We start from the raw sequence: 18,941 nt of genomic DNA, 5'->3' as shown, positions 1-18,941 counted from the left end.
GCGGCGTAGCGATCGCCGCCAGGGCGATGCAGTCCGGACGGGCTCGAGAAGGTGAGCTTTGACACTTAGGTCGAACATATTCTGGTGGGTGTTCCTGTCCACGGTGGTGCCGCTCATTGCGCTGGTGCTGGCGGCGACCTACTACGCCGAGCACAGCCACCGCAACGAAGTGAGCCGCGAGGTAGACTCGGGGCTGCGCGCCGTGGTGTCCGAGGTCGGGCGGCGCCTGCAGGGCGAGCGCGAGATAATTCTCGGCCTGGCCGAGTCGCCCGCCCTGACGGACTATCTGCCGGTGCTGGCCGACGCCGCCGACAGCCGCCTGCATGCCGAGTACGGCGCGCGCTCCGAGCGCCTCAACGCCTTTCTGGAAGACGTGCAGAACGTGCTGACGGGCATCTACAGCATGCGGGTGCTGGACGTGCGCGGCAACACGCTGCTGATGGTGCGCAATGCGCGCCGCAGCGAGGCGGCCTACGACAGCCTGGACGGCATCCCGCTGGTGGAGCAGGAGGTCCAGGACGCCGAGTTCATGCGCACGCTCGCGGCGCTCCCGCCGGGGCAGCTCGGCTACGCCCTGCTGCCGCAGCGCCGCGAGACGCAAAGTGCCGCGTGGCGGCCCGCGATGCTGGATTACGTGGTGCCGCTGGCGGGCGCCGGCGAGGTGATCGGCTACCTCGCGATCAACGTGCAGGGCGCCCAACTCGACCGCATCCTGGATTTCGCGCCGCGCCCCTACCAAGGACGGCTGTTCATCGCGGAGGTGAACCCCGAGGACCCGGCGCGCCACGGCGCGCTGCTGTACGACGACCATACCGGGGTGCGCTTCGGGCGGCTGCTCGACGAGCCGCGCCGCCTGAATCCCGACCACCCGCTGCTCGCGGCCCTGGACCTGCGCCCGCACGGCATGGTGCGCGACCAGTACCAGTACCACTTCGTGGAGTATTACCCGTACCCGACCCTGCTGGTGAGTTGGGTGGTGGCGAGCCGCGTGGACCCGGGCCACATCGGCGCCCCGTTCAACCGCATCCGCATCGCCATCGTGCTGTTCGCGGTGATCGCCCTGCTCGCCGCGCTGGGGCTCGCGCAGATCGGCGCACGGCGCCTGGCCGGACCGGTGAGCCGCCTGGCACACAATCTCAAGGCCTACGCCGACAACGGCCGGCGCCTGCGCCTGGAGCGCCAGGGGCTGCGCGAGATCGACGAGTTGCAGAACGCCTTCACCTACATGGCGGATACGCTGGAGAAGGCGCGCGCCGAACGCGACAAGGCGCAGGCGATGATGCTGCACAACGCCAAGCTGGCCAGCATCGGCCAGCTCGCGGCGGGCATCGGGCACGAACTCAACAACCCGCTCAACAACATCCTGTCGCTGTCCAAGCTGGTCGGACGCACGCTGCCCGACGACGCACCCGCGCGCCAGGACCTGGACTCGCTGCGCGAGGAGACCCTGCGCGCCGGGCGGATCGTGCAGGGCATCCTGAACTTCGCACGTCAGGTGCCGCCGCAGGTCAGTGTGTTCGAGGCCGACGCCTGGCTGGCCGAGACGGTGGCCTTGGTGGAGCACGAGGCGCAGGTGCGCGAGGTGGTGGTGGCGGCTAGCAATGAGGGGGTGGCGGCGCTGGAGGGGGACCGCGGCCAGTTGCAGCAGGCCCTGATCAATCTGCTGCGCAACGCGATCCAAGCCAGCCCGACGGGCGCCGTGGTGCGGGTAACGCTGGGGCTCAGCGGCGAGGACGTGCGCCTGGAGATACAGGATCAGGGCCCCGGTATCGATCCCGGCCTGCTCGAGCGGGTGTTCGATCCGTTCTTCACCACCAAGGACGTCGGCGAGGGCAGCGGCCTCGGCCTGTCCATCAGCCTGGGTATCGTGGAGCGCCATGGCGGCAGCCTGCAGATCGAGAACACGGCGCCGCGCGGGGCACGTGCCACGCTGCGGCTGCCGGCCGCGGCGCACCCTGCGCCGCCGGCGGCGGCGGCACGCCAGTCAGCGGAGACCAAGTCATGAGCGAACATCCGACCATCCTGTTCGTGGACGACGACCCCAAGGCGGGCGCGCTGATGCAGCGCTTCAGCGCCGGTGCCCATTACGCCTGCCTGCCCTTTCAGGACCCGCGCAAGGCGCTGGCGCACTTCGAGGCACACGGGGCCGCCATGATCATCACCGACCTGCGCATGCCGGGCATGAGCGGCATCGACCTGCTGGCGCGGGTGCGCGAACAGGACCCGGACGTGCCGGTGGTCATCATCACCGGCTACTCCAGCGTCGACAGCGCCGTGGAGGCCTTGCGTCTCGGCGCCACCGACTTCATCAAGAAACCCTTCGACATGGAGGAGTTGCACCTCCTCATCGAGAAGAACCTCGAGCACACCGCGCTGGTGCGCGAGAACCGCGCGCTCAAGCACCAGCTCTCGCAAGAGCAGCGTGAGCGCTACGGCATGGTCGGCCATGCCGAGTCCATGCACCGCGTGCACCGCACCATCGAGAAGATCGCCGACATCCGCTGCAACGTGATCATCGAGGGCGAGTCGGGTACCGGCAAGGAACTCGCCGCGCGCGCGATCCACTTCCAGAGCCAGTTCGCCGAGCGCCCGTTCATCACCATCGACTGCGGGGCGCTCACCGACACCCTGCTCGAGAGCGAGTTGTTCGGACATGAGAAGGGCGCCTTCACGGGTGCGGTGCAGGCCAAGCAGGGGCTGCTGGAAGTGGCCTCGGGCGGCACGGTGTTCCTGGATGAGATCTGCAACATCTCCGACGCCATGCAGACCAAGCTGCTGCGCGTGGTGCAGGAACAGCAGGTGACGCGCGTGGGCGGCGTGCGCCCCATCGACATCGACGTGCGCTTCATCGTGGCCACCAACCGCGACCTGGACGCCATGGTGGCGCAGGGCAAGTTCCGCCACGACCTGTACCACCGCCTCAATGTGGTGAAGATCCGCATGCCGCCGCTGCGCGAGCGCCGCGAGGACATCCCGCTGCTAATCCAGCACTTCGTGGACCGCTTTGCCGCCCAGTATCATCGTGACGTGGCCGGCTTCGATCCCCAGTCGGTGGCGCGGCTATGCGACTACGATTGGCCCGGCAACATCCGCGAGCTGAGCAACCTGGTCGAGCGTCACGTGGCCCTGGTCGAGGGACCGCTCATGCACCTCGACGAAGAGCTGTCCGAAGGATCCGCGAGCGGCGCCGCGGCGATCGACGCCGACCTGCCGAGCCTGGCCGAACTCGAACGCCGCTACGTGCTCAAGGTGCTCGCGCACTTCGATCAGAACCGCGAGCAAACCGCGCAGGCCCTCGGCATCAACAAGTCCACGCTGTGGCGCAAGCTGCAGCAGTGGGCCGAGGCGGAGCGCGGCGCCCAGGGCGAGGCCTGATTGCAAAATGCACGGCGCGCACGTTGCAGAATGCGACCCCCACGTGCCGCGCGCGGACCGGGTGCGCCGCAAGTCATTGAAAAGACGACCGCCGTAACTTGGCACGCGGCTTGCTGCCTTATCGGGTGAGAACTCTTATTCCACCAAAGCAGAGGAGCACGCACATGCAGCGTCGAGTCTTTCTGAAGGGCACCCTCGCGGGTAGCGCAGTGGCTGTGGCGGCGGGCGCGGGCCTGCTGGCCCCGCAGGCGGTGCTGGCCGAGTGGCCGAAGGGCGCATTCGAGGCCGATTCCATGGATGCCGTCTTGCAGAACCTGTACCAGGGTGCCGGCACCGAACAGAGCGGCGACATCGAGATCACCGCCCCGGACATCGCCGAGAACGGCGCCGTGGTACCGGTCACTATCAACACCGGCATTGCCAACCCGGAGTCCATCGCCATCATCGTGGAGAAGAACGACTCCCCGCTGGCCGGCAAGTTCGACCTCTCCGCCAACGCGGAAGGCTTCGTGGCCACCCGCATCAAGATGGCCCGCACCTCCGACGTGGTGGCCGTGGTGCAGTCCAACGGCAAGCTGCACACCGCGCGCCGCGAAGTGAAGGTCACCATCGGCGGCTGCGGCGGCTAAACGCCCTCGGCCCATTGGCTTAGTGTTCAGCTCGAGAGGATTCTGATATGTCGACGATTCGCGTTCGTACCGCTGTGCAGGGCGATTCCACCACCGTGCGCGCCCTGATCCAGCACCCGATGGAAACCGGCCAGCGCAAGGACGGCAAGACCGGCCAGCGCATCCCGGCCCACTACATCACCGAGGTCGTGACCGAGCTCAACGGCGAGCCGGTGATGACCGCCCATTGGGGTGCCGGTATCGCCGCCAATCCCTACCTGTCCTTCCAGTTCCAGGGCGCCAAGAAGGGCGACACCCTGAAGATGAGCTGGGTCGACAACAAGGGCGAGAGCGACTCGACCGAGACCGAGATCGGCTGAGGCGACCCGCCGCGATCCCGAGGGCCCCTTTATGGGGCCCTTTTTTTTCAGCACGTTGCGACACACCGCAGCGCCGCTACAATGATGGCTGGCACATCTGAGGCAAGCGCCTCCTGGCGCCCGCGGCCACGCAGAACGTGCGGTTTTCCGCACGGCGATCGCTCGACGGCGCCGTCCGCCGGCATAACGGTGGCGGCCAGCCTTGACCGCCGGGGCCGATCGAGCCGCCTGCAGGGATCTTCGCCCCGACGCCCGCAGAACGATAACGCCGCATCCGCGACCGGCGGATGCTCCACGGTAAGGAGACCGGTATGAATGACACCCACGCCGAAGCGCCCTACGTCGTGCACGAACCCGCCGGCGGCCAGGCGCACGCCTGCGTGATCTGGTTGCACGGCCTCGGCGCCGACGGGCATGACTTCGACCCGCTGGTACCGACCTTGGCCCTGCCGCGCGAGCTCGGCGTGCGCTTCGTGTTTCCCCATGCGCCGCGACGGCCGGTGACGATCAACAGCGGCTACGTGATGCGGGCCTGGTACGACATCACCACGCCGGACGTCGTGGGCCAACCCGACGCCGACGGGCTCGTGGCCTCGGCCGAGATTCTGACCCGCTTGATCGGCGAGCAGGCGCAGCAAGGTATCGCGCCCAGCCGCATCGTGGTGGCGGGTTTCTCGCAAGGCGGCGCGGTGGCGCTCCACACCGGCCTGCGCTATCCCGAGCGGCTGGCGGGCGTGCTGGCCTTGTCGAGCTACCTGGCGCTACCCAACCGCCTGCACGACGAGGCGGCACCGGCCAACCGCAGCGTGCCGATCCTCATGGTGCACGGCACCCAGGATCCGGTGGTGAATTTCGCGCACGGCAAGCGCAGCGCGGACTGGCTGACGCAGGCGGGTTACCCGGTCGAGTTTCATCCCGACGCGGGCGCCGCGCACACGATCAGCGCGCGCGCCGTGCCGGTGATCCGCAATTGGCTGGCGCAGGTGCTCGGCGAGGCGGTGCTCCCGCCGCATCGCTGATTGAAGGTCTGAATCCATCCATCCATGGATGGCTCAGACCACGCAACGCGAAAAGTGTGATTTCCGCGTTGCTTCATGATCGGCGGCCTGCGGCCGTCGACCATGGCGGCACGTCCCTGTGCCGCGGGAAGGCCTGAATCCATCCATGGATGGCTCAGACCACGCAACGCGAAAAGTGTGATTTCCGCGTTGCTTCATGATCGGCGGCCTGCGGCCGTCGATCATGGCGGCACATCCCTGTGCCGCGGGAAGGCCTGAATCCATCCATCCATGGATGGCTCAGACCACGCAACGCGAAAAGCGGGGTTTAAAGCGGTCTGAAGCAATCCATTCTGGAGCGCGGGCCACGCACAGCCGCCGGAGGCCGGTCGCCGACCTGAAGTTTTTTCCGTAGCGGTCGATACTGGCCGTAGGCGACGGCGCGGGCGCTGCCGCCGATGATCTCGGGAGGCTTTTGCCATGGACACCGCCGTACCCGCCGCTCGGCTGTTGGACCACGTACCGGCCGGTCTCGTCTTCCTCGACGGGCGCGGGGTCGTGCGCTGGTGCAATCCCCCCTTGGCCGATTTGCTCGGCCGCGCGCCGGACGCGCTGCTGGGACAAGACGCGCAGGGCGCCGACGAAGACGGCGTCAAACTGCTGTTGGGCGGGGCCGAGACGGTCTATCTGCCGGCCGCGCCGGGTCGGGAGGAGCGCTGGCTCATGTGCCGCTGGGAGGCCGTCGATGACGGACGGCTGGGCCACTGCTGCGACGTTACGGAGGCGCACCAGCTCGAGATGGAGCTCGCGCAGCTGCGCCGCCAGCTCGAGGACTGCCGCACCACCGACCCTGCCACCGGCCTGCTGAACGAGCGCGCCCTACTGCAGACGCTGGAGCCTCAACTCGCGCGGTGCCGCCGCTACGGCACGGAGCTGTCGCTGGTGGTGCTGCACCTGGACGGTTGCGATCGGGCTCCGCAAAGCGACCAGGAGGCCGCCGGCGCGCTGGTGGTCGTCGCGCGCGTGTTGCGCGACCAACTGCGCTGGGCCGACATCATCGCGCGCCTCGCCCCCGAGCCCCAGTTCGTCATCGCCCTGCCCGAGACGCCGACCGAGGGCGCCCTGAGCCTCGCGCGGAAGCTGCGCACCGCCTTCGCGGCCCTCACCCTCAGCCCGGCTCAGCGCGCCTGCCTCGAGCCGAACAGCTTCGGCGTCACCGCTTGGCAGCGGGGCGACGACGCCAAGGGTCTGTTGCGGCGCGCGCAGACGCTCCGGCTCACCGCCCGCGGCGCGGGCGGCGAGCAACTGTTACTCGGTTGACATACCCACGTCGCATTCGCGTGTCATAATGCGGGCTCGCCTAGACCATGCGGAGTGGACATGGAAAAGTGGTTGCAAATCAAAGGTGACCCGTCGGTGCGCGCGCAGGTGTTCGACCAGACGCGCCACACCAGTCTGTTCGACCAGCGCATGGATCAGCTGCTCGACGTGGTCGAGGAGTTGCTGTGCATGCGCGGCGTGTTTCACGCCAAGCTGCATTTTTCCAGCAACCAGCTCACCTGCTGGCTGTTCAACGACCCCTACCGCTACCGCGTATTCGTGGGCGAGGAGATCTTCGCGCCCAACTTCCTCGACACCCTGCCGCGGGTGGTGGCCATCGAGAAACCCGAGATCGAGTCCGACCAGGTGCGGCCCATCCTGGAGCAGTTCCGGCGCCTGCGTCTGAAGGACCAGACCATCTACCTGCGCAACGCCTCGATCAACCGCATCAACGGCACCATCGGCATGACCTTCTCCTGCGACGGCAGCCATTACATCCCGTTCGACGAGTTCTTCGAGACGGTCGGGCACTTTTGAGCCGATGAGGGGGCGCGGCCGGGCATGATCGCGCGCCTCAGTCACGGCATCACCGCCGCGCTCGCGCCGCTCACCGTGGGCGGCGCGGTGCTGGCCTACCTGTATCCCCCGCTGTTCCAACCCATCGGCAGCGTCTTTCTATGGCTGTTCGGCCTCACCATGTTCGCGCTCGGGCTGGTGCTGCAGCCGGCGGAGCTGGGCGCCACCTTGCGCCGCCCCGCCCGCATCGGCGCAGGCGTCGCCACCCAGTACAGCGTCATGCCGCTGCTCGGCTTCGCCGCCGCCTGGCTGCTGCCGCTGTCGCCCGAGGTGGCGCTCGGCTTCATCCTGGTGGCCTCCGCGCCCGGCGCCATGGCGAGCAACGTGCTGGTGTACCTGGCCGGCGGGGTGGTCGCCTATTCGATCGCGCTGACCACGGTGGCGACCTTGCTCGCGCCGCTGGTCACGCCGACCCTGGTGCACTGGCTGGGTGGGGTGTTCGTGCCGGTGGAGTTCTGGCCCATGGTGCGCACCATCCTCTTCACGGTGCTGCTGCCGCTCGCCGGCGGCATGACGCTGGCGCGCCTGGCGGGGCCGCGCGTCGCGCCGCTGCGCGCGCTCGCGCCCGCCCTGGCGGCGCTCGCCATCATCCTGATCTGCGCCTACGCGGTGTCGATCAACCACGGCCGCATCGCCGACGCGGGACCGTGGATCCTGCTGGCGGTGGTGTTGGTGAACGGCCTCGGTTATCTGGCCGGCTGGCAGCTGGCGCGCTGGTACGGCTTCGATGCGCGCCACCGGCTGACGCTGTCGATCGAGATCGGCATGCAGAACGCGGGGCTCGGCGTGGCGCTCGCGCTGGCGCACTTCCCGCCCGAGGCCGCGCTGCCGGGGGCGCTGTTCGCGGTCTGGTCGGTGATCACCGCCACCGGCGCCAGCGCCTGGCTGCGCCGGCGCGGGCGGGGCGGCGGGGTGGCCGGTCCGCTGGCGGCCGGTTAGCCCTTTCCCGCCAGCCGCGCGCGGGCCCGCTGCACGGCGGCGCGCACTTGGCCTGGGTCGGTGCCGCCGAAATGGCTGCGCGCGGCCACCGAACCCTCCAGGGTGAGCACCTCGAACACATCCTGTTCGATGGCCTCGGAAAACTCGCGCAGCTCCGCCAGCGGGAGCTCGCTGAGGTCACGGCCGGTGTCCACGCCGCGGCGCACGGCGCGCCCCACCACCTCGTGCGCGTCGCGGAACGGCATGCCCTTGCGCACCAGGTAGTCGGCGAGGTCGGTGGCGGTGGCGTAGCCGCGGCGCGCGGCCTCGCGCATCACCTCCTTCTTCACCTGGATGCGCGGCACCATGTCGGCGTACACGCGCAGACAACCCTTGAGCGTGTCCACGGTGTCGAACACCGGCTCTTTGTCTTCCTGGTTGTCCTTGTTGTAGGCCAGCGGCTGGCCCTTCATCAGGGTGAGCAGAGTGACCAGGTTGCCGTGCACGCGCCCGGCCTTGCCGCGCACCAGCTCGGGCACGTCGGGATTTTTCTTCTGCGGCATGATGGACGAGCCGGTGCAGAAGGCATCGCCCAGGTCCACGAAGTCGAACTGGGCGCTGGACCACAGCACCAGCTCTTCGGAGAAGCGCGACAGGTGCATCAGGATCAGCGCGCCGGCGCTCACGAACTCGATCGCGAAGTCGCGGTCACTGACCGCGTCCAGCGAGTTTTCGCACGGGGCGTCGAAGCCGAGCAGCTGGGCGGCGTAGTGCCGATCGATGGGGTAGCTGGTGCCCGCCAGCGCGGCCGCACCGAGCGGCATCTGGTTCACCCGCCGGCGGCAATCGACGAGGCGCGCGCGGTCGCGTTCCAGCATCTCGTACCAAGCCATCATGTGGTGCCCGAAGGTCACCGGCTGCGCGGTCTGCATGTGGGTGAAACCGGGCATGATGGTGTCGGCCTCACGCTCGGCAAGCGCCACCAGGCCCTGCTGCAGGCGCATCAGTTCCTTGGCGATGAGGTCGATCTCCTCGCGCAGGTAGAGGCGGATGTCGGTCGCCACCTGGTCGTTGCGCGAGCGCCCGGTATGCAGCTTCTTGCCCACCGCGCCGAGGCGCTCGGTGAGGCGCGCCTCGATGTTCATGTGCACGTCCTCGAGCGCGATCGACCACTGGAACGCGCCCGCCTCGATCTCGCGTTCGATGGCGCGCAGCCCCTCCTCGATGGCGCGCGCCTCCTCCGGGGTGAGCACCCCGACATGCGCCAGCATTTGCGCGTGGGCGATGGAGCCGGCGATGTCGTGACGGTAGAGGCGCTGGTCGAAGCCGACCGAGGCGCCGAAGGCCTCCACGAAGGCATCGGTGGGTTCGGTAAAGCGCCCGGTCCAGGGCTTCTCGACGGTCTTATGCTCGGACATGGAAGGGCACGCTCAGGGGGCGGTTGGGAAAGCGCTGAGTATAACGAAACGCCCAACGGCGCGCAGGCTGTGGCGGGCGTCTCGCCAGGGCAGGGCAAGCGGCGTTATAGTCCGAGCATCAGAAGTCGTTGATGCGCAATAACCATAATCGAGGTGTCATCCGTGGGGGGAGACGCACACAGCCCAGCGGCCACGCCGCGCGACACCCTGTTTCTGCCCAACTTCTGCGGCGTGCGCATGGTGTTCGTGGTGGTGGTGATCGCGCAGTTGCTCGCGTTCGTGATCGCCCTGGCGCCGCTGCAGAGCAGCATCTCGCGCTGGGACGAACTGGCGCGGGTGTCGCTGCTGGTGCAGTGGATGGCGCTGGCCTGCGCCGCCGTCCTGTGCGCCGCGCGGCCGCTGCTGCGACGCCTGCCGCCGGCCCCCGCCGGCGCCGCCGCCTATCTGCTGCTGCTGGCGGTCATCCTGCTGGTGTCCGAGGTCGCCCTGCGCGTGGGCGGGCACGCCGGGCTCGGCCCGGGCCCCGAGTACCGCTTCGAGTTCCTGTGGCGCAACCTGTTTATCGGCGCCATCGTGGGCGCGCTCGCGCTGCGTTACTTCTACGTGCAGCATCAGTGGCGCGTCAGCGTCGAGGCCCGGGCGCGCGCGCGCCTGGAGGCGCTGCAGGCGCGCATCCGCCCGCACTTCCTGTTCAACAGCATGAACACCATCGCGAGCCTCACGCGCAGCGACCCGCCGCTCGCCGAGGAGGCGGTCGAGGATCTGGCGGACCTGTTTCGCACCAGCCTCTCGGAGGCGCAGACCCTGGTCCCGTGGCGCGAGGAGCGCGCGGTGGCCGAGCGCTATCTGCGCATGGAGGGCTTGCGGCTCGGACCCCGCCTGCAGGTCGCGTGGCAGGTCGGCGACCTCGACCCCGAGGTCCTGCTGCCCTCGCTGACCCTGCAGCCGCTGGTGGAGAATGCGGTGTACCACGGCGTGGAGCCGCGCCGTGAGGGCGGCACGGTGTACGTCAGCGCGCAGCGGCGGGGCGCCGAGTTGGTGGTGGAGGTACGCAATCCGCTGCCCCGTCAGGCCCCGGCGCGGGGCGGCCACCAGATGGCGCTGGACAACCTGCGCGAGCGTCTGCAGGCGCACTATGGCGCCCAGGCGGCGCTGCAGTCCGGCGAGGACGGCGGCGAGTGGCGGGTGTGCGTGCGCCTGCCCTACCGTGAGGCGGTGCCGGCATGAGGGTGCTGATCGCCGATGACGAACCGCTGGCGCGCGCGCGCCTGCGCCGCTTGGTGGAGGACCTCGGCGAGCACGTGGTGGTGGCCGAGGCGGCCGACGGCGAGGAGGCCCTCGCGCTCGCCGAGCAACTGGCCCCCGAGCTGATCCTGCTCGACATCCGCATGCCCGGTCTGGACGGGCTGGCGGCCGCCGAGCGCCTCAAGGCCCTCGCGCGCCGCCCGGCGGTGATCTACACCACGGCCTTCGCCGAGCACGCGCTGGCCGCCTTCGAGGCCGAGGCGCTGGACTACCTGGTCAAGCCGGTGCGCCGGGAACGTCTGTTGCAGGCCCTGGAGCGGGCCGCGCGCCGAGCGGCCGCGGCGCCGCTCACGCCCACCCACGTGGTGGCGCACCACCTGGGCGGCGTACGACGCATCCCCATCGAGGAGGTGTTGTTCTTCCGTTCCGAGCAGAAGTACGTGGTGGTGCGCTACCGCCAGGGCGAGGTGGTGCTGGAGACCTCGCTGCGCGCGCTGGAGGAGGAGTTCGGGCCGCTGTTCGTGCGCGTGCACCGCAACGCCCTGGTGGCCCTGGCGCAGGTCGCGGCCCTGCGCCGCACCCCGGGCGGGCGCCACGAAGTGGTGTTACGGGATTGGCCGGAGGCGCTGGAGGTGAGTCGGCGACACCTGGCCGCCGTGCGCCGCTGCCTGGGCCAGGTCGGCTGACAGGGGTGGGCTGGTCCGGGCGCGCCGGCGCCCGGTCCGACGCGCCGTTACTGCGCGGCGCGCGCCTTGCTGAGCGTGGACCCTTCGCCGCGCACCTCGACCAGGGCCTGGTCGATGACGCGGTCCAGATCGCCGCCGTAGTAGTCGCGCGTGGCGATGCCCTCCAGGCTGGGGGCGAGTTGGCGGCCCTTGGCGTCCACCATCACCACGGTGGGGGTGATGCGCACCCCGTAATTCTTGGCCAGTTCGTCCACGCGCACCTCGCGCCCCTCGAAGTCGCGGATGCGGCTGTAGCCGTCGAGCTTCACCTTGCGCATGACGACCTTGTCGTCGTACTCGCCGCTGATCAGCATGGGGCGCAGGAACTCGTCCTCGACGATGCGGCAATAGGGGCAGGGTTCGGAGGAGAACATCAGCAGCAGGGGCTTGTCATCGGCGGCCGCGCTACGGGCATCGGCCACCAGATCGTGCGCATGCACCAGCGCCGGGCGCGGATCGGACGCGGCGCCCGCCCAGGCCATGTAGAACAAGCCCGCCACTAGGCCAAGTACCAATGTCCTCAACACCATTTCGCTGCTCCTCGACATGAACGCGCCCAACCAAGCTGTTACCATGACAGGTCATTCGGCGCGACGGCAGATAATCCGGCAGCCCGGGCCGGTTGTCCAGCGTTCGGCGGGGCGCCATAAGCTGCGCTTATCTTCAGTCTAGGACAGCGGCTCCGGCGCCGCGTTCCATAAACAGAGCCTATACCCCTATGCAAGACAGCACCTTGCGCATCGCCACCCGCAAGAGCCCGCTGGCCCTGTGGCAGGCCGAGCACGTCGCCAGCCTGCTGCGCGCGCTCTACCCGGACCTGACCGTGGAACTGGTCACCATGACCACCCAGGGCGACAAGATCCTCGACACCCCGCTCGCCAAGGTGGGCGGCAAGGGGCTGTTCGTGAAGGAGCTCGAGCAGGGGTTGCTGGAGGGCCGCGCGGACATCGCGGTGCACTCCATGAAGGACGTGCCGGTGGACCTCCCCGAGGGGCTGCACCTCGGCGCCATCGGCGCGCGCGAGGACCCGCGCGATGCGCTGGTGTCCAACGCCTACGACAGCCTCGACGCCCTGCCCCAGGGCGCCAGGGTCGGCACCTCCAGCCTACGCCGCCAGTGCCAGCTGCGCGAGCTGCGCCCCGACCTCGAGCTGCGCGACCTGCGCGGCAACGTCAACACCCGCCTGGCGCGCCTGGACGCCGGCGATTATGACGCCATCGTGCTGGCCGCGGCCGGCCTCACGCGCCTGGGCATGGCCGCGCGCATCCGCGCCTACCTCGGCCCCGAGGTGCTGCTGCCGGCCATCGGCCAGGGCGCGCTCGGCATCGAGTGCCGCGCCGACGATGAGCGCATCAACACCCTGATCGCCCCCCTGAACGACGCCAAGACCGCGGTGCGGGTGCGTGCCGAACGGGCCCTCAACGCGCACCTGCACGGCGGCTGCCAAGTGCCCATCGGCGGCTATGCCGAACTCGAGCACGGGGTCATCGTGCTGCGCGGCCTGGTCGGTCGCCCCGACGGCACCGAGGTGGTGCGCGGGGTGATCAGCGGCCGACCCGACGACGCCGAGGAGCTCGGCGTGGTGCTCGCCGAGGACCTGCTCGGCCGCGGCGCCGACGTCATCCTGCGAGAGCTCTATGAGCGCGACTGAGGCCGACGGCGCGCTGGCCGGCCTGCACGTGCTGGTCACCCGCCCGGCCCATCAGGCCGAGCCGCTGTGCGCGGCGCTCACGGCCGAGGGCGCGCTGCCGGTGCGCTTCCCGGTGCTGGAGATCCTGGATCCGGTCGACAGCGGGCCGCTGCTCGCGGTCATCGACCGCCTGGATGAGTACGACATCGCCGTGTTCGTGAGCCCCAATGCGGTGGTGAAGGCCATGAACCTGATCATGGCGCGCCGCACCCTGCCGCCCACGCTGCAGTTCGCCGCGGTCGGTCGGGTCAGCGCCAAGGAACTGCGCCGCTTCATCGGCCGCGACGCCGACATCTTCCCGCCGCGCAAGTTCGACAGCGAGGCGCTGCTCGAACAGCCGGCGCTGCAACAGGTGGCCGGCAAGCGCATCATCATCTTTCGGGGCGGCGGCGGCCGCGAGCACCTGGGTAACGTCCTGAAGGAGCGAGGCGCGCAGGTTGACTATGCTGAAGCCTACCGGCGCGGTCGGCCGCGCGCGGATGTCGACGTCCTGCTGCGCGCCTGGGCGCGCGGCGAGGTGGACATCATCGCGGTGACCAGCGGAGAGGGGCTCCGCAACCTCTTTGACATGGTGGGCAAGCTCGGCCAGCACTGGCTACGCAAGACGCCGCTGGTGGTGGTACACGAGCGCATGGCGCAACTCGCCGAGGAACTCGGGTTCAAGGAGCCGCCGGTGGTGGCGGCCGAAGCCAGCGACGCGGCGATCGTGGAGGCGATAAGGCAGTGGCACAAGAAAAGGACGTAACCAAGGGGGGACGGGGACGCAGACCCCGCAAGTCGACCCAAACACGGACACCGGGCGCCGAGGAAGGCGCGGACCGCCCCGCCGGTCCGCCGCCCGAGCCAGCACCGCCGGCGGGCAGCAAGACACCCGCGCCGGCCGAGACCCCACCCACCGAACCCGCCGCGCCCGCGGACGATGGCGGCGCTTTGCGTAACCCCGCGCCCGAGGCGCCCGTCGCCCCCGGCCTGGTCGCACGGGACGGCGAACCCGTAAGCGCCGCACCGCCACGCGCGCCAGATGAGCCCCCCTCGAGCGCGGCGGCGCCGGCATCCCCGCCGCCGCCCGGCGATGTCCCGCACGAGGACCCGAAGCAGGATCCCGAGCCCGAGCCGGCACCGCCCGGGCAACCGCCGGTCGCCCCTAAGGGCGGCGGCGAACCTCCGCGCGGCCAAGGCGGCCGCGGCGCGGCCGCCTTGGCCGCGCTGGCAATCCTGATCGCCCTGCTCGCGCTGGCCGCCGCGGCCTATCTCTGGTTCGCCCTGGATCAGGCCGAGGCGCGCAACGCGGCGGCGCGCACCGAGGTCCAGCGCGAGGTCGGCGCGCTACGCCAAGAGCTGACTGCGGCCGACCGGCTCGAGGCCGAGCGCCTGGAGACCTTGGAACAGGGGCTGGAGCAGGCCCTCGCCGCGCTACAACAGAGCGACCAAGAGGCCGCCGAGGAGCGGCGCCGGCTCGCCGGGGCCCTGGCCGAGCAACGCGCGCTCGTCGAGGACGACCGCGAGCAGCTGAACGCCGCCCTGCAGTCGGTACAAGAGGATCAGCGCCGCCTACGCGCCGCGCTGGAGGAGGCCGCCCGGCCCATGGCGGCGGCGCGCACCCGGCGCGCCGTGTCGGAAGCCTTATCGCTTGCCACCGCTGCCAACGAGCGGCTGCTGCTCGCCCGCGACGTGAACGCCGCCGTCACTGCCCTGCGCCTGGCCGACGAGCGCCTGGCCGAGGTGGACGACCCGCGGCTGCACAGTGCGCGTGAGGCGCTGGCGGCCGACCTGGCCGCACTGCGCCAAGTGCCGCGCGTGGACCGCGAGGGCATCGCACTGCGCCTGACCGCCCTCGCGGGGCAGACCGACGAGCTGCCGGTGGAACGCGCCGAGATCCCCGGCCGACCGACCGCCACGGGCGAGCGCCCCGCGCGCGACGCCGTCGACTGGCGCGACTGGCGCGCGCTGCTGGAGGCCGTGTGGGACGACCTGCGCGCCCTGGTGGTGGTGCGCCGCGGCGGCGAGGCGGTGGAGCCGCTGCTGCCGCCCGAGCAGCACTACTTCCTGCGCCAGAACCTGCAGCTCAAGCTGCAGCAGGCCCGGCTGGCCCTGCTGATGAACGACGGGGAGACCTACCGGCGCACGCTCGAGGAAGCGCAGATCTGGCTGGAGCAGCACTTCGCCGACAGCGACCCGGTGCGCGCGGCGCGCGAGGCGCTGGCCGAACTCGCCGCGCTCGACGTGCGCGCCGAACTGCCGGAACTGGCCGCCTCGGTCGAGGCCCTGCGCAATCTGCGCGCGCGGCTGGAGCGCGAGGACCGCGGCGCATGAAGAAGCTCGCCCTGCTGCTCGCCGTCCTGGTCGGCGCCGTGGTGCTGGCGCTGATCGCCCACCGCGACCCGGGCTACCTGCTGATCGCCTACCGGGACTGGTCGGTGGAGACCTCCCTCGCCCTCGCGGTGGTGATGCTGCTCGTGCTGTTCGCGCTCGTCTACGGGCTGCTCGCCGGCCTGCGCGGTACCGCGCAGCTACGCCGCCGCGCCTACGAGTGGCGGCGCGCACGCCGCGTCAAACGCGCCCGCGCCAGCTCCAACCGCGGCCTGATCGCGCTCGCCGAGGGGCATTGGGAGGCCGCCGAGAAGTACCTGCTCAAACACGTCGCCGACAGCGACAACCCACTGTTCAACTACCTGTCCGCCGCCCGCGCCGCGCAAAAGCGCCACGCCCACGACGCGCGCGACCGCTATCTGCTGCTTGCCCACCAGAGCATGCCCGCCGCCGACGTGGCGGTCGAACTCACCCAGGCCGAGCTGCAACTCGCCCACGGCCAGTTCGAGCAGGCACTGGCCACCTTGCAGCACCTGCGCTCCATGACGCCGCGCCACCCCTATGTGCTGTACCTGCTGATGCAGCTCTACGAGCGCCTGCGGGACTGGGACGAGCTGGTGGCGCTGCTGCCGGAGCTGCGCAAGCGCAAGGTGGTGAGCGCCGAACAGGCCGAGCAATTGGCGCTGCACGCGCACCTGGAGCGGCTCGGGCACGCCGGCCGCAGCGGCGAGCGGCAGCAGCTGATGGCCGCCTGGGACCAGATCCCGCGCGAGCTGCGCTACCAGGAGGCGATGGTCTACGCCTATGCCCGGCATCTGGTTGGGCTGGACGAGCCGCGCGCCGCCGAACAGATGGTGCGCGACGCCCTGCGCCGCCAGTGGAGCTCGCGCCTGGTGCAGCTTTATGGCCTGATCCCGGGGCCGGAGCCGGATGCCCAGCTCGCGCAGGCCGAGCGTTGGCTCAAGGAGCATCCCGGGCAGCCCGCCCTGCTACTGAGCGCGGCGCGCATCGCGCTGCGCGCGGGGTTATGGGGCAAGGCGCAGCACTACCTCGAGTCCAGCCTACGGGCGGGGCCGCGGCCCGAGGTGCACTACCTGCTGGGGCGGCTGCTGGAGCAGCTCGGGCGGCCGGACGAGGCGCGCGCACATTTCCGCGACGGGCTCGGCGCGGCGAGCGCGGTGCTGGAGGGGTCGGTGCTGGAGCTTGCGCCGGAGCGCATCCAGCGCGCGGACGCGACGCTGGATGCGGTGACCCCGGAGGTCGAAGGCGGCCGTCAGTCCTTGGCGAACTCGAAGGCGTCGGAATAGTAGTGCTCGGGATCGGCGCCCTTGGTCATCAGTAGGTCGCGCCCCTCGTAGACCATGCGCGGCGGTCCGCTGGCATACAGCTCGTAAGCGGACAGATCCTCGAAATCCTCCATGACCTTGTCCTGCACGTAGCCGGTGCGGCCGTCCCAGTGATCGTCCGCCAACGGCGCGGAGAGCACCGGCACGTACTCGATGTGCGGGTGCTCCTCGGTCCAGCGCCGCACCAGCGCGTCCATGTACAAGCCCTGGCGGGTACGCGCGCCCCAATAGAGGTGCATGGGCCGCGTGAGCCCCTCGGCGATGGCGTGCTCGACGATGGCCTTGATCGGCCCGAAGCCGGTACCGCCCGCCATCAAGATGATCGGCCGGTTGGAGTCCTCGCGCAGGTAGAAATTGCCCAGCGGGCCCTCGATACGCAGGATCTGCTTCTCCTTCATGCTCGAGAAGACCTCGTGCGTGAAGCGCCCGCCCTCGATGTGCTTGATGTGCAGCTCGATGAACTCGTCGTCGTGCGGCGCATTGGCGATGGAGAAACTGCGCCGGCGCCCGTCGCGCAGCAGGATGTCGAGGTACTGCCCGGCGAGATACTGCAGGCGCTCGTTCATCGGCAGCTTCAGGTACACCGCCATCACGTCGTCGGCCAGGCGCTCGAGCTTGGCGACCCGGCACGGCATGGTCTTGATGGGGATGTCCTTGGCGGCGCCGATCTCGCGCACCTCGATGGTGACATCGCCCAGCGCATGGGCCTGGCAGAACAGGGCCTGGCCGGCCTCAGCCTCGGCCGCGCTGAGCGCGGGGGGCAGCTCGCCGCCGTAGTCCACACCGCCCTCGAGCACCTTGCCCTTGCACGAGCCGCAGGCGCCGTTACGGCAGCCGTAGGGAAACGCGAACCCCTGTCGCAAGGCGGCCTCGAGGATAGACTCGTCGTCTTCGACGCGAAATTCGTGGCCGCTCGGCTCGATTCGGACTTTGAAACTCATGCGCCTTCCGGGAAAGTGAGAAAAGGAAGCCCTGATCAAATCAGGGTTCCTGCGGCACAGGGCCGTGCCGCCGTCATCAATGGCCCCAAGCCGTTGATGACGAGCAAAGCAAAAACCGCGCTTTGCGCTACGCGTGGCCTGAAAGATCCAGCCTAGACTTACGTAGACCTTCCAAAAGCTTTGTATTATCGCGCATCCGGTACGGCAGGAAAACCGCATGGTACCTGTGCTAATCGTGGGCTGCGGCGACATCGGACGCCGCGTGGGCGCGCTGTGGCGCCAGCGGGGCGTGCCGGTTACGGCGCTGACGCGCCGCCCTGACGCGCAGAACGCCGCCGATCTCGACTGGCGGGCGGTGGATCTCGACGCGCCGCTCGCGCCGCACCGCGTGGCGGGCCGCTTGGTGTACTACTTCGCGCCGCCGCCGCCGCAGGGCACCGTCGACACGCGCCTGCGCCGCTGGCTGGCCGCCGCCGAAGGCCGGGCGACGCGCCTGGTGTACCTCGGCACCTCGGGGGTTTACGGGGATTGCGGCGGCGCCTGGGTGGACGAGTCCCGCTCACCGGCACCGGCCACCGATCGCGGCCGCCGCCGGCTGGATGCCGAACATGCGTGTGAAGCGTGGGCGCGCAGGCATGACGTGCCGCTGACCGTGTTGCGCGTCAGCGCCATTTACGGGCCGGGGCGCCTGCCGATCGGCCGTCTGCAGCGCGGCGAACCGGTGGTCCGCGCGGCCGAGGCGCCGTGGACCAACCGCATCCACGCCGACGATCTGGCGACGGCGTGCATGGCCGCCGCGGACGCTCCGCCCGGGATCTACAACGTCAGCGACGACCACCCCGGCACGCTGCCCGAATACCTCGACGCGGTGGCCGACCGCCTCGGCCTGCCCCGCCCGCCGCAGATCTCTCTTGCCGAGGCGCTCGCGCAGGCCTCACCCGCGCGGCGCGAGTACCTGCGCGAATCGCGGCGCTTGTGCAACCGCAGGCTTCACGACGTGTTGGGGGTGCGACTCGCCTATCCCTCGCTCGCCGAGGGGCTGCGACGGCTAACTCCTGAGTAAACCACCCCTGACTTTCGCGAACCACGCG

At 70.0% G+C, this 18,941-nt stretch carries 18 protein-coding genes; 15 read left to right on the top strand and 3 right to left on the bottom strand.

Features of this window, described 5'->3' with window-relative positions; translation table 11 throughout:
* Nucleotides 1–58 precede the first annotated feature (58 nt).
* From HUS23_07700 to HUS23_07665, 8 genes are all read left to right on the top strand, one after another.
* Nucleotides 59–2,005 carry a sensor histidine kinase gene (locus HUS23_07700; GenBank protein ID QKT03707.1) on the top strand — a complete coding sequence of 649 codons (1,947 nt, stop codon included), beginning with the start codon at nt 59–61 and terminating at the stop codon, nt 2,003–2,005.
* Nucleotides 2,002–3,375: a sigma-54-dependent Fis family transcriptional regulator gene (locus tag HUS23_07695; GenBank protein ID QKT03706.1), complete on the top strand. Its 1,374-nt coding sequence runs from the start codon at nt 2,002–2,004 to the stop codon at nt 3,373–3,375. Before HUS23_07700 ends, HUS23_07695 begins: the two co-directional genes overlap by 4 nt.
* 164 nt (nt 3,376–3,539) lie before the next feature.
* Nucleotides 3,540–4,004, top strand: coding sequence for a thiosulfate oxidation carrier protein SoxY (gene soxY / locus HUS23_07690; GenBank protein ID QKT03705.1), 465 nt, complete (start codon nt 3,540–3,542; stop codon nt 4,002–4,004).
* A gap of 47 nt (nt 4,005–4,051) precedes the next feature.
* Nucleotides 4,052–4,363, top strand: coding sequence for a thiosulfate oxidation carrier complex protein SoxZ (gene soxZ, locus HUS23_07685; GenBank protein ID QKT03704.1), 312 nt, complete (start codon nt 4,052–4,054; stop codon nt 4,361–4,363).
* Nucleotides 4,364–4,674: 311 nt separating this feature from the next.
* The gene (locus HUS23_07680) at nt 4,675–5,382 is read left to right on the top strand and encodes a prolyl oligopeptidase family serine peptidase (GenBank protein ID QKT03703.1); all 708 of its coding nucleotides are present in this window, start codon (nt 4,675–4,677) and stop codon (nt 5,380–5,382) included.
* A 459-nt stretch (nt 5,383–5,841) separates the two neighbouring features.
* Nucleotides 5,842–6,681: a diguanylate cyclase gene (locus HUS23_07675; protein ID QKT03702.1), complete on the top strand. Its 840-nt coding sequence runs from the start codon at nt 5,842–5,844 to the stop codon at nt 6,679–6,681.
* 60 nt (nt 6,682–6,741) lie between these two features.
* Nucleotides 6,742–7,218, top strand: coding sequence for a hypothetical protein (locus HUS23_07670; GenBank protein ID QKT03701.1), 477 nt, complete (start codon nt 6,742–6,744; stop codon nt 7,216–7,218).
* A 24-nt stretch (nt 7,219–7,242) separates the two neighbouring features.
* A complete protein-coding gene (locus tag HUS23_07665) occupies nt 7,243–8,196 on the top strand; it encodes a bile acid:sodium symporter family protein (protein ID QKT03700.1) in 954 nt (317 codons plus the stop codon).
* Here HUS23_07665 and argH read toward each other — a convergent pair.
* A complete protein-coding gene (gene argH / locus HUS23_07660; GenBank protein ID QKT03699.1) occupies nt 8,193–9,593 on the bottom strand; it encodes an argininosuccinate lyase in 1,401 nt (466 codons plus the stop codon). The genes HUS23_07665 and argH overlap by 4 nt on opposite strands.
* Nucleotides 9,594–9,830: 237 nt before the next feature.
* Between argH and HUS23_07655 the strand changes: the two genes are divergently transcribed.
* Both HUS23_07655 and HUS23_07650 read left to right on the top strand, forming a co-directional pair.
* Nucleotides 9,831–10,820 carry a sensor histidine kinase gene (locus HUS23_07655; GenBank protein QKT05009.1) on the top strand — a complete coding sequence of 330 codons (990 nt, stop codon included), beginning with the start codon at nt 9,831–9,833 and terminating at the stop codon, nt 10,818–10,820.
* Nucleotides 10,817–11,524 (top strand): response regulator transcription factor, encoded by a 708-nt coding sequence (locus tag HUS23_07650; protein ID QKT03698.1) that lies wholly within the window; start codon nt 10,817–10,819, stop codon nt 11,522–11,524. Before HUS23_07655 ends, HUS23_07650 begins: the two co-directional genes overlap by 4 nt.
* Nucleotides 11,525–11,571: 47 nt before the next feature.
* Here HUS23_07650 and HUS23_07645 read toward each other — a convergent pair whose 3' ends face one another.
* On the bottom strand, nt 11,572–12,093 hold the full coding sequence (locus tag HUS23_07645; GenBank protein QKT03697.1) for a thioredoxin family protein: 522 nt from the start codon (nt 12,091–12,093) through the stop codon (nt 11,572–11,574).
* 188 nt (nt 12,094–12,281) lie between these two features.
* Between HUS23_07645 and hemC the strand changes: the two genes are divergently transcribed.
* The 4 genes from hemC (at nt 12,282) to HUS23_07625 (ending at nt 16,870) form a co-directional block, all read left to right on the top strand.
* A complete protein-coding gene (gene hemC / locus HUS23_07640) occupies nt 12,282–13,214 on the top strand; it encodes a hydroxymethylbilane synthase (GenBank protein QKT03696.1) in 933 nt (310 codons plus the stop codon).
* Nucleotides 13,201–13,998, top strand: coding sequence for a uroporphyrinogen-III synthase (locus tag HUS23_07635; protein QKT03695.1), 798 nt, complete (start codon nt 13,201–13,203; stop codon nt 13,996–13,998). The genes hemC and HUS23_07635 overlap by 14 nt, the downstream gene beginning before the upstream one ends.
* A gap of 452 nt (nt 13,999–14,450) precedes the next feature.
* Nucleotides 14,451–15,566 carry a uroporphyrinogen-III C-methyltransferase gene (locus HUS23_07630; protein QKT03694.1) on the top strand — a complete coding sequence of 372 codons (1,116 nt, stop codon included), beginning with the start codon at nt 14,451–14,453 and terminating at the stop codon, nt 15,564–15,566.
* Nucleotides 15,563–16,870, top strand: coding sequence for a tetratricopeptide repeat protein (locus HUS23_07625; protein QKT03693.1), 1,308 nt, complete (start codon nt 15,563–15,565; stop codon nt 16,868–16,870). Before HUS23_07630 ends, HUS23_07625 begins: the two co-directional genes overlap by 4 nt.
* Here HUS23_07625 and HUS23_07620 read toward each other — a convergent pair.
* Entirely contained in the window at nt 16,837–17,850 is a 1,014-nt protein-coding gene (locus HUS23_07620) for a CDP-6-deoxy-delta-3,4-glucoseen reductase (GenBank protein ID QKT03692.1), read from the bottom strand. The genes HUS23_07625 and HUS23_07620 overlap by 34 nt on opposite strands.
* 217 nt (nt 17,851–18,067) lie before the next feature.
* Between HUS23_07620 and HUS23_07615 the strand changes: the two genes are divergently transcribed.
* A complete protein-coding gene (locus HUS23_07615; protein QKT03691.1) occupies nt 18,068–18,913 on the top strand; it encodes an NAD-dependent epimerase/dehydratase family protein in 846 nt (281 codons plus the stop codon).
* Nucleotides 18,914–18,941: the final 28 nt, after the last annotated feature.

The organism is Ectothiorhodospiraceae bacterium 2226, assembly GCA_013348725.1.
Taxonomy (GTDB): Bacteria; Pseudomonadota; Gammaproteobacteria.
This window is presented reverse-complemented; position numbering and strand designations above follow the sequence as displayed.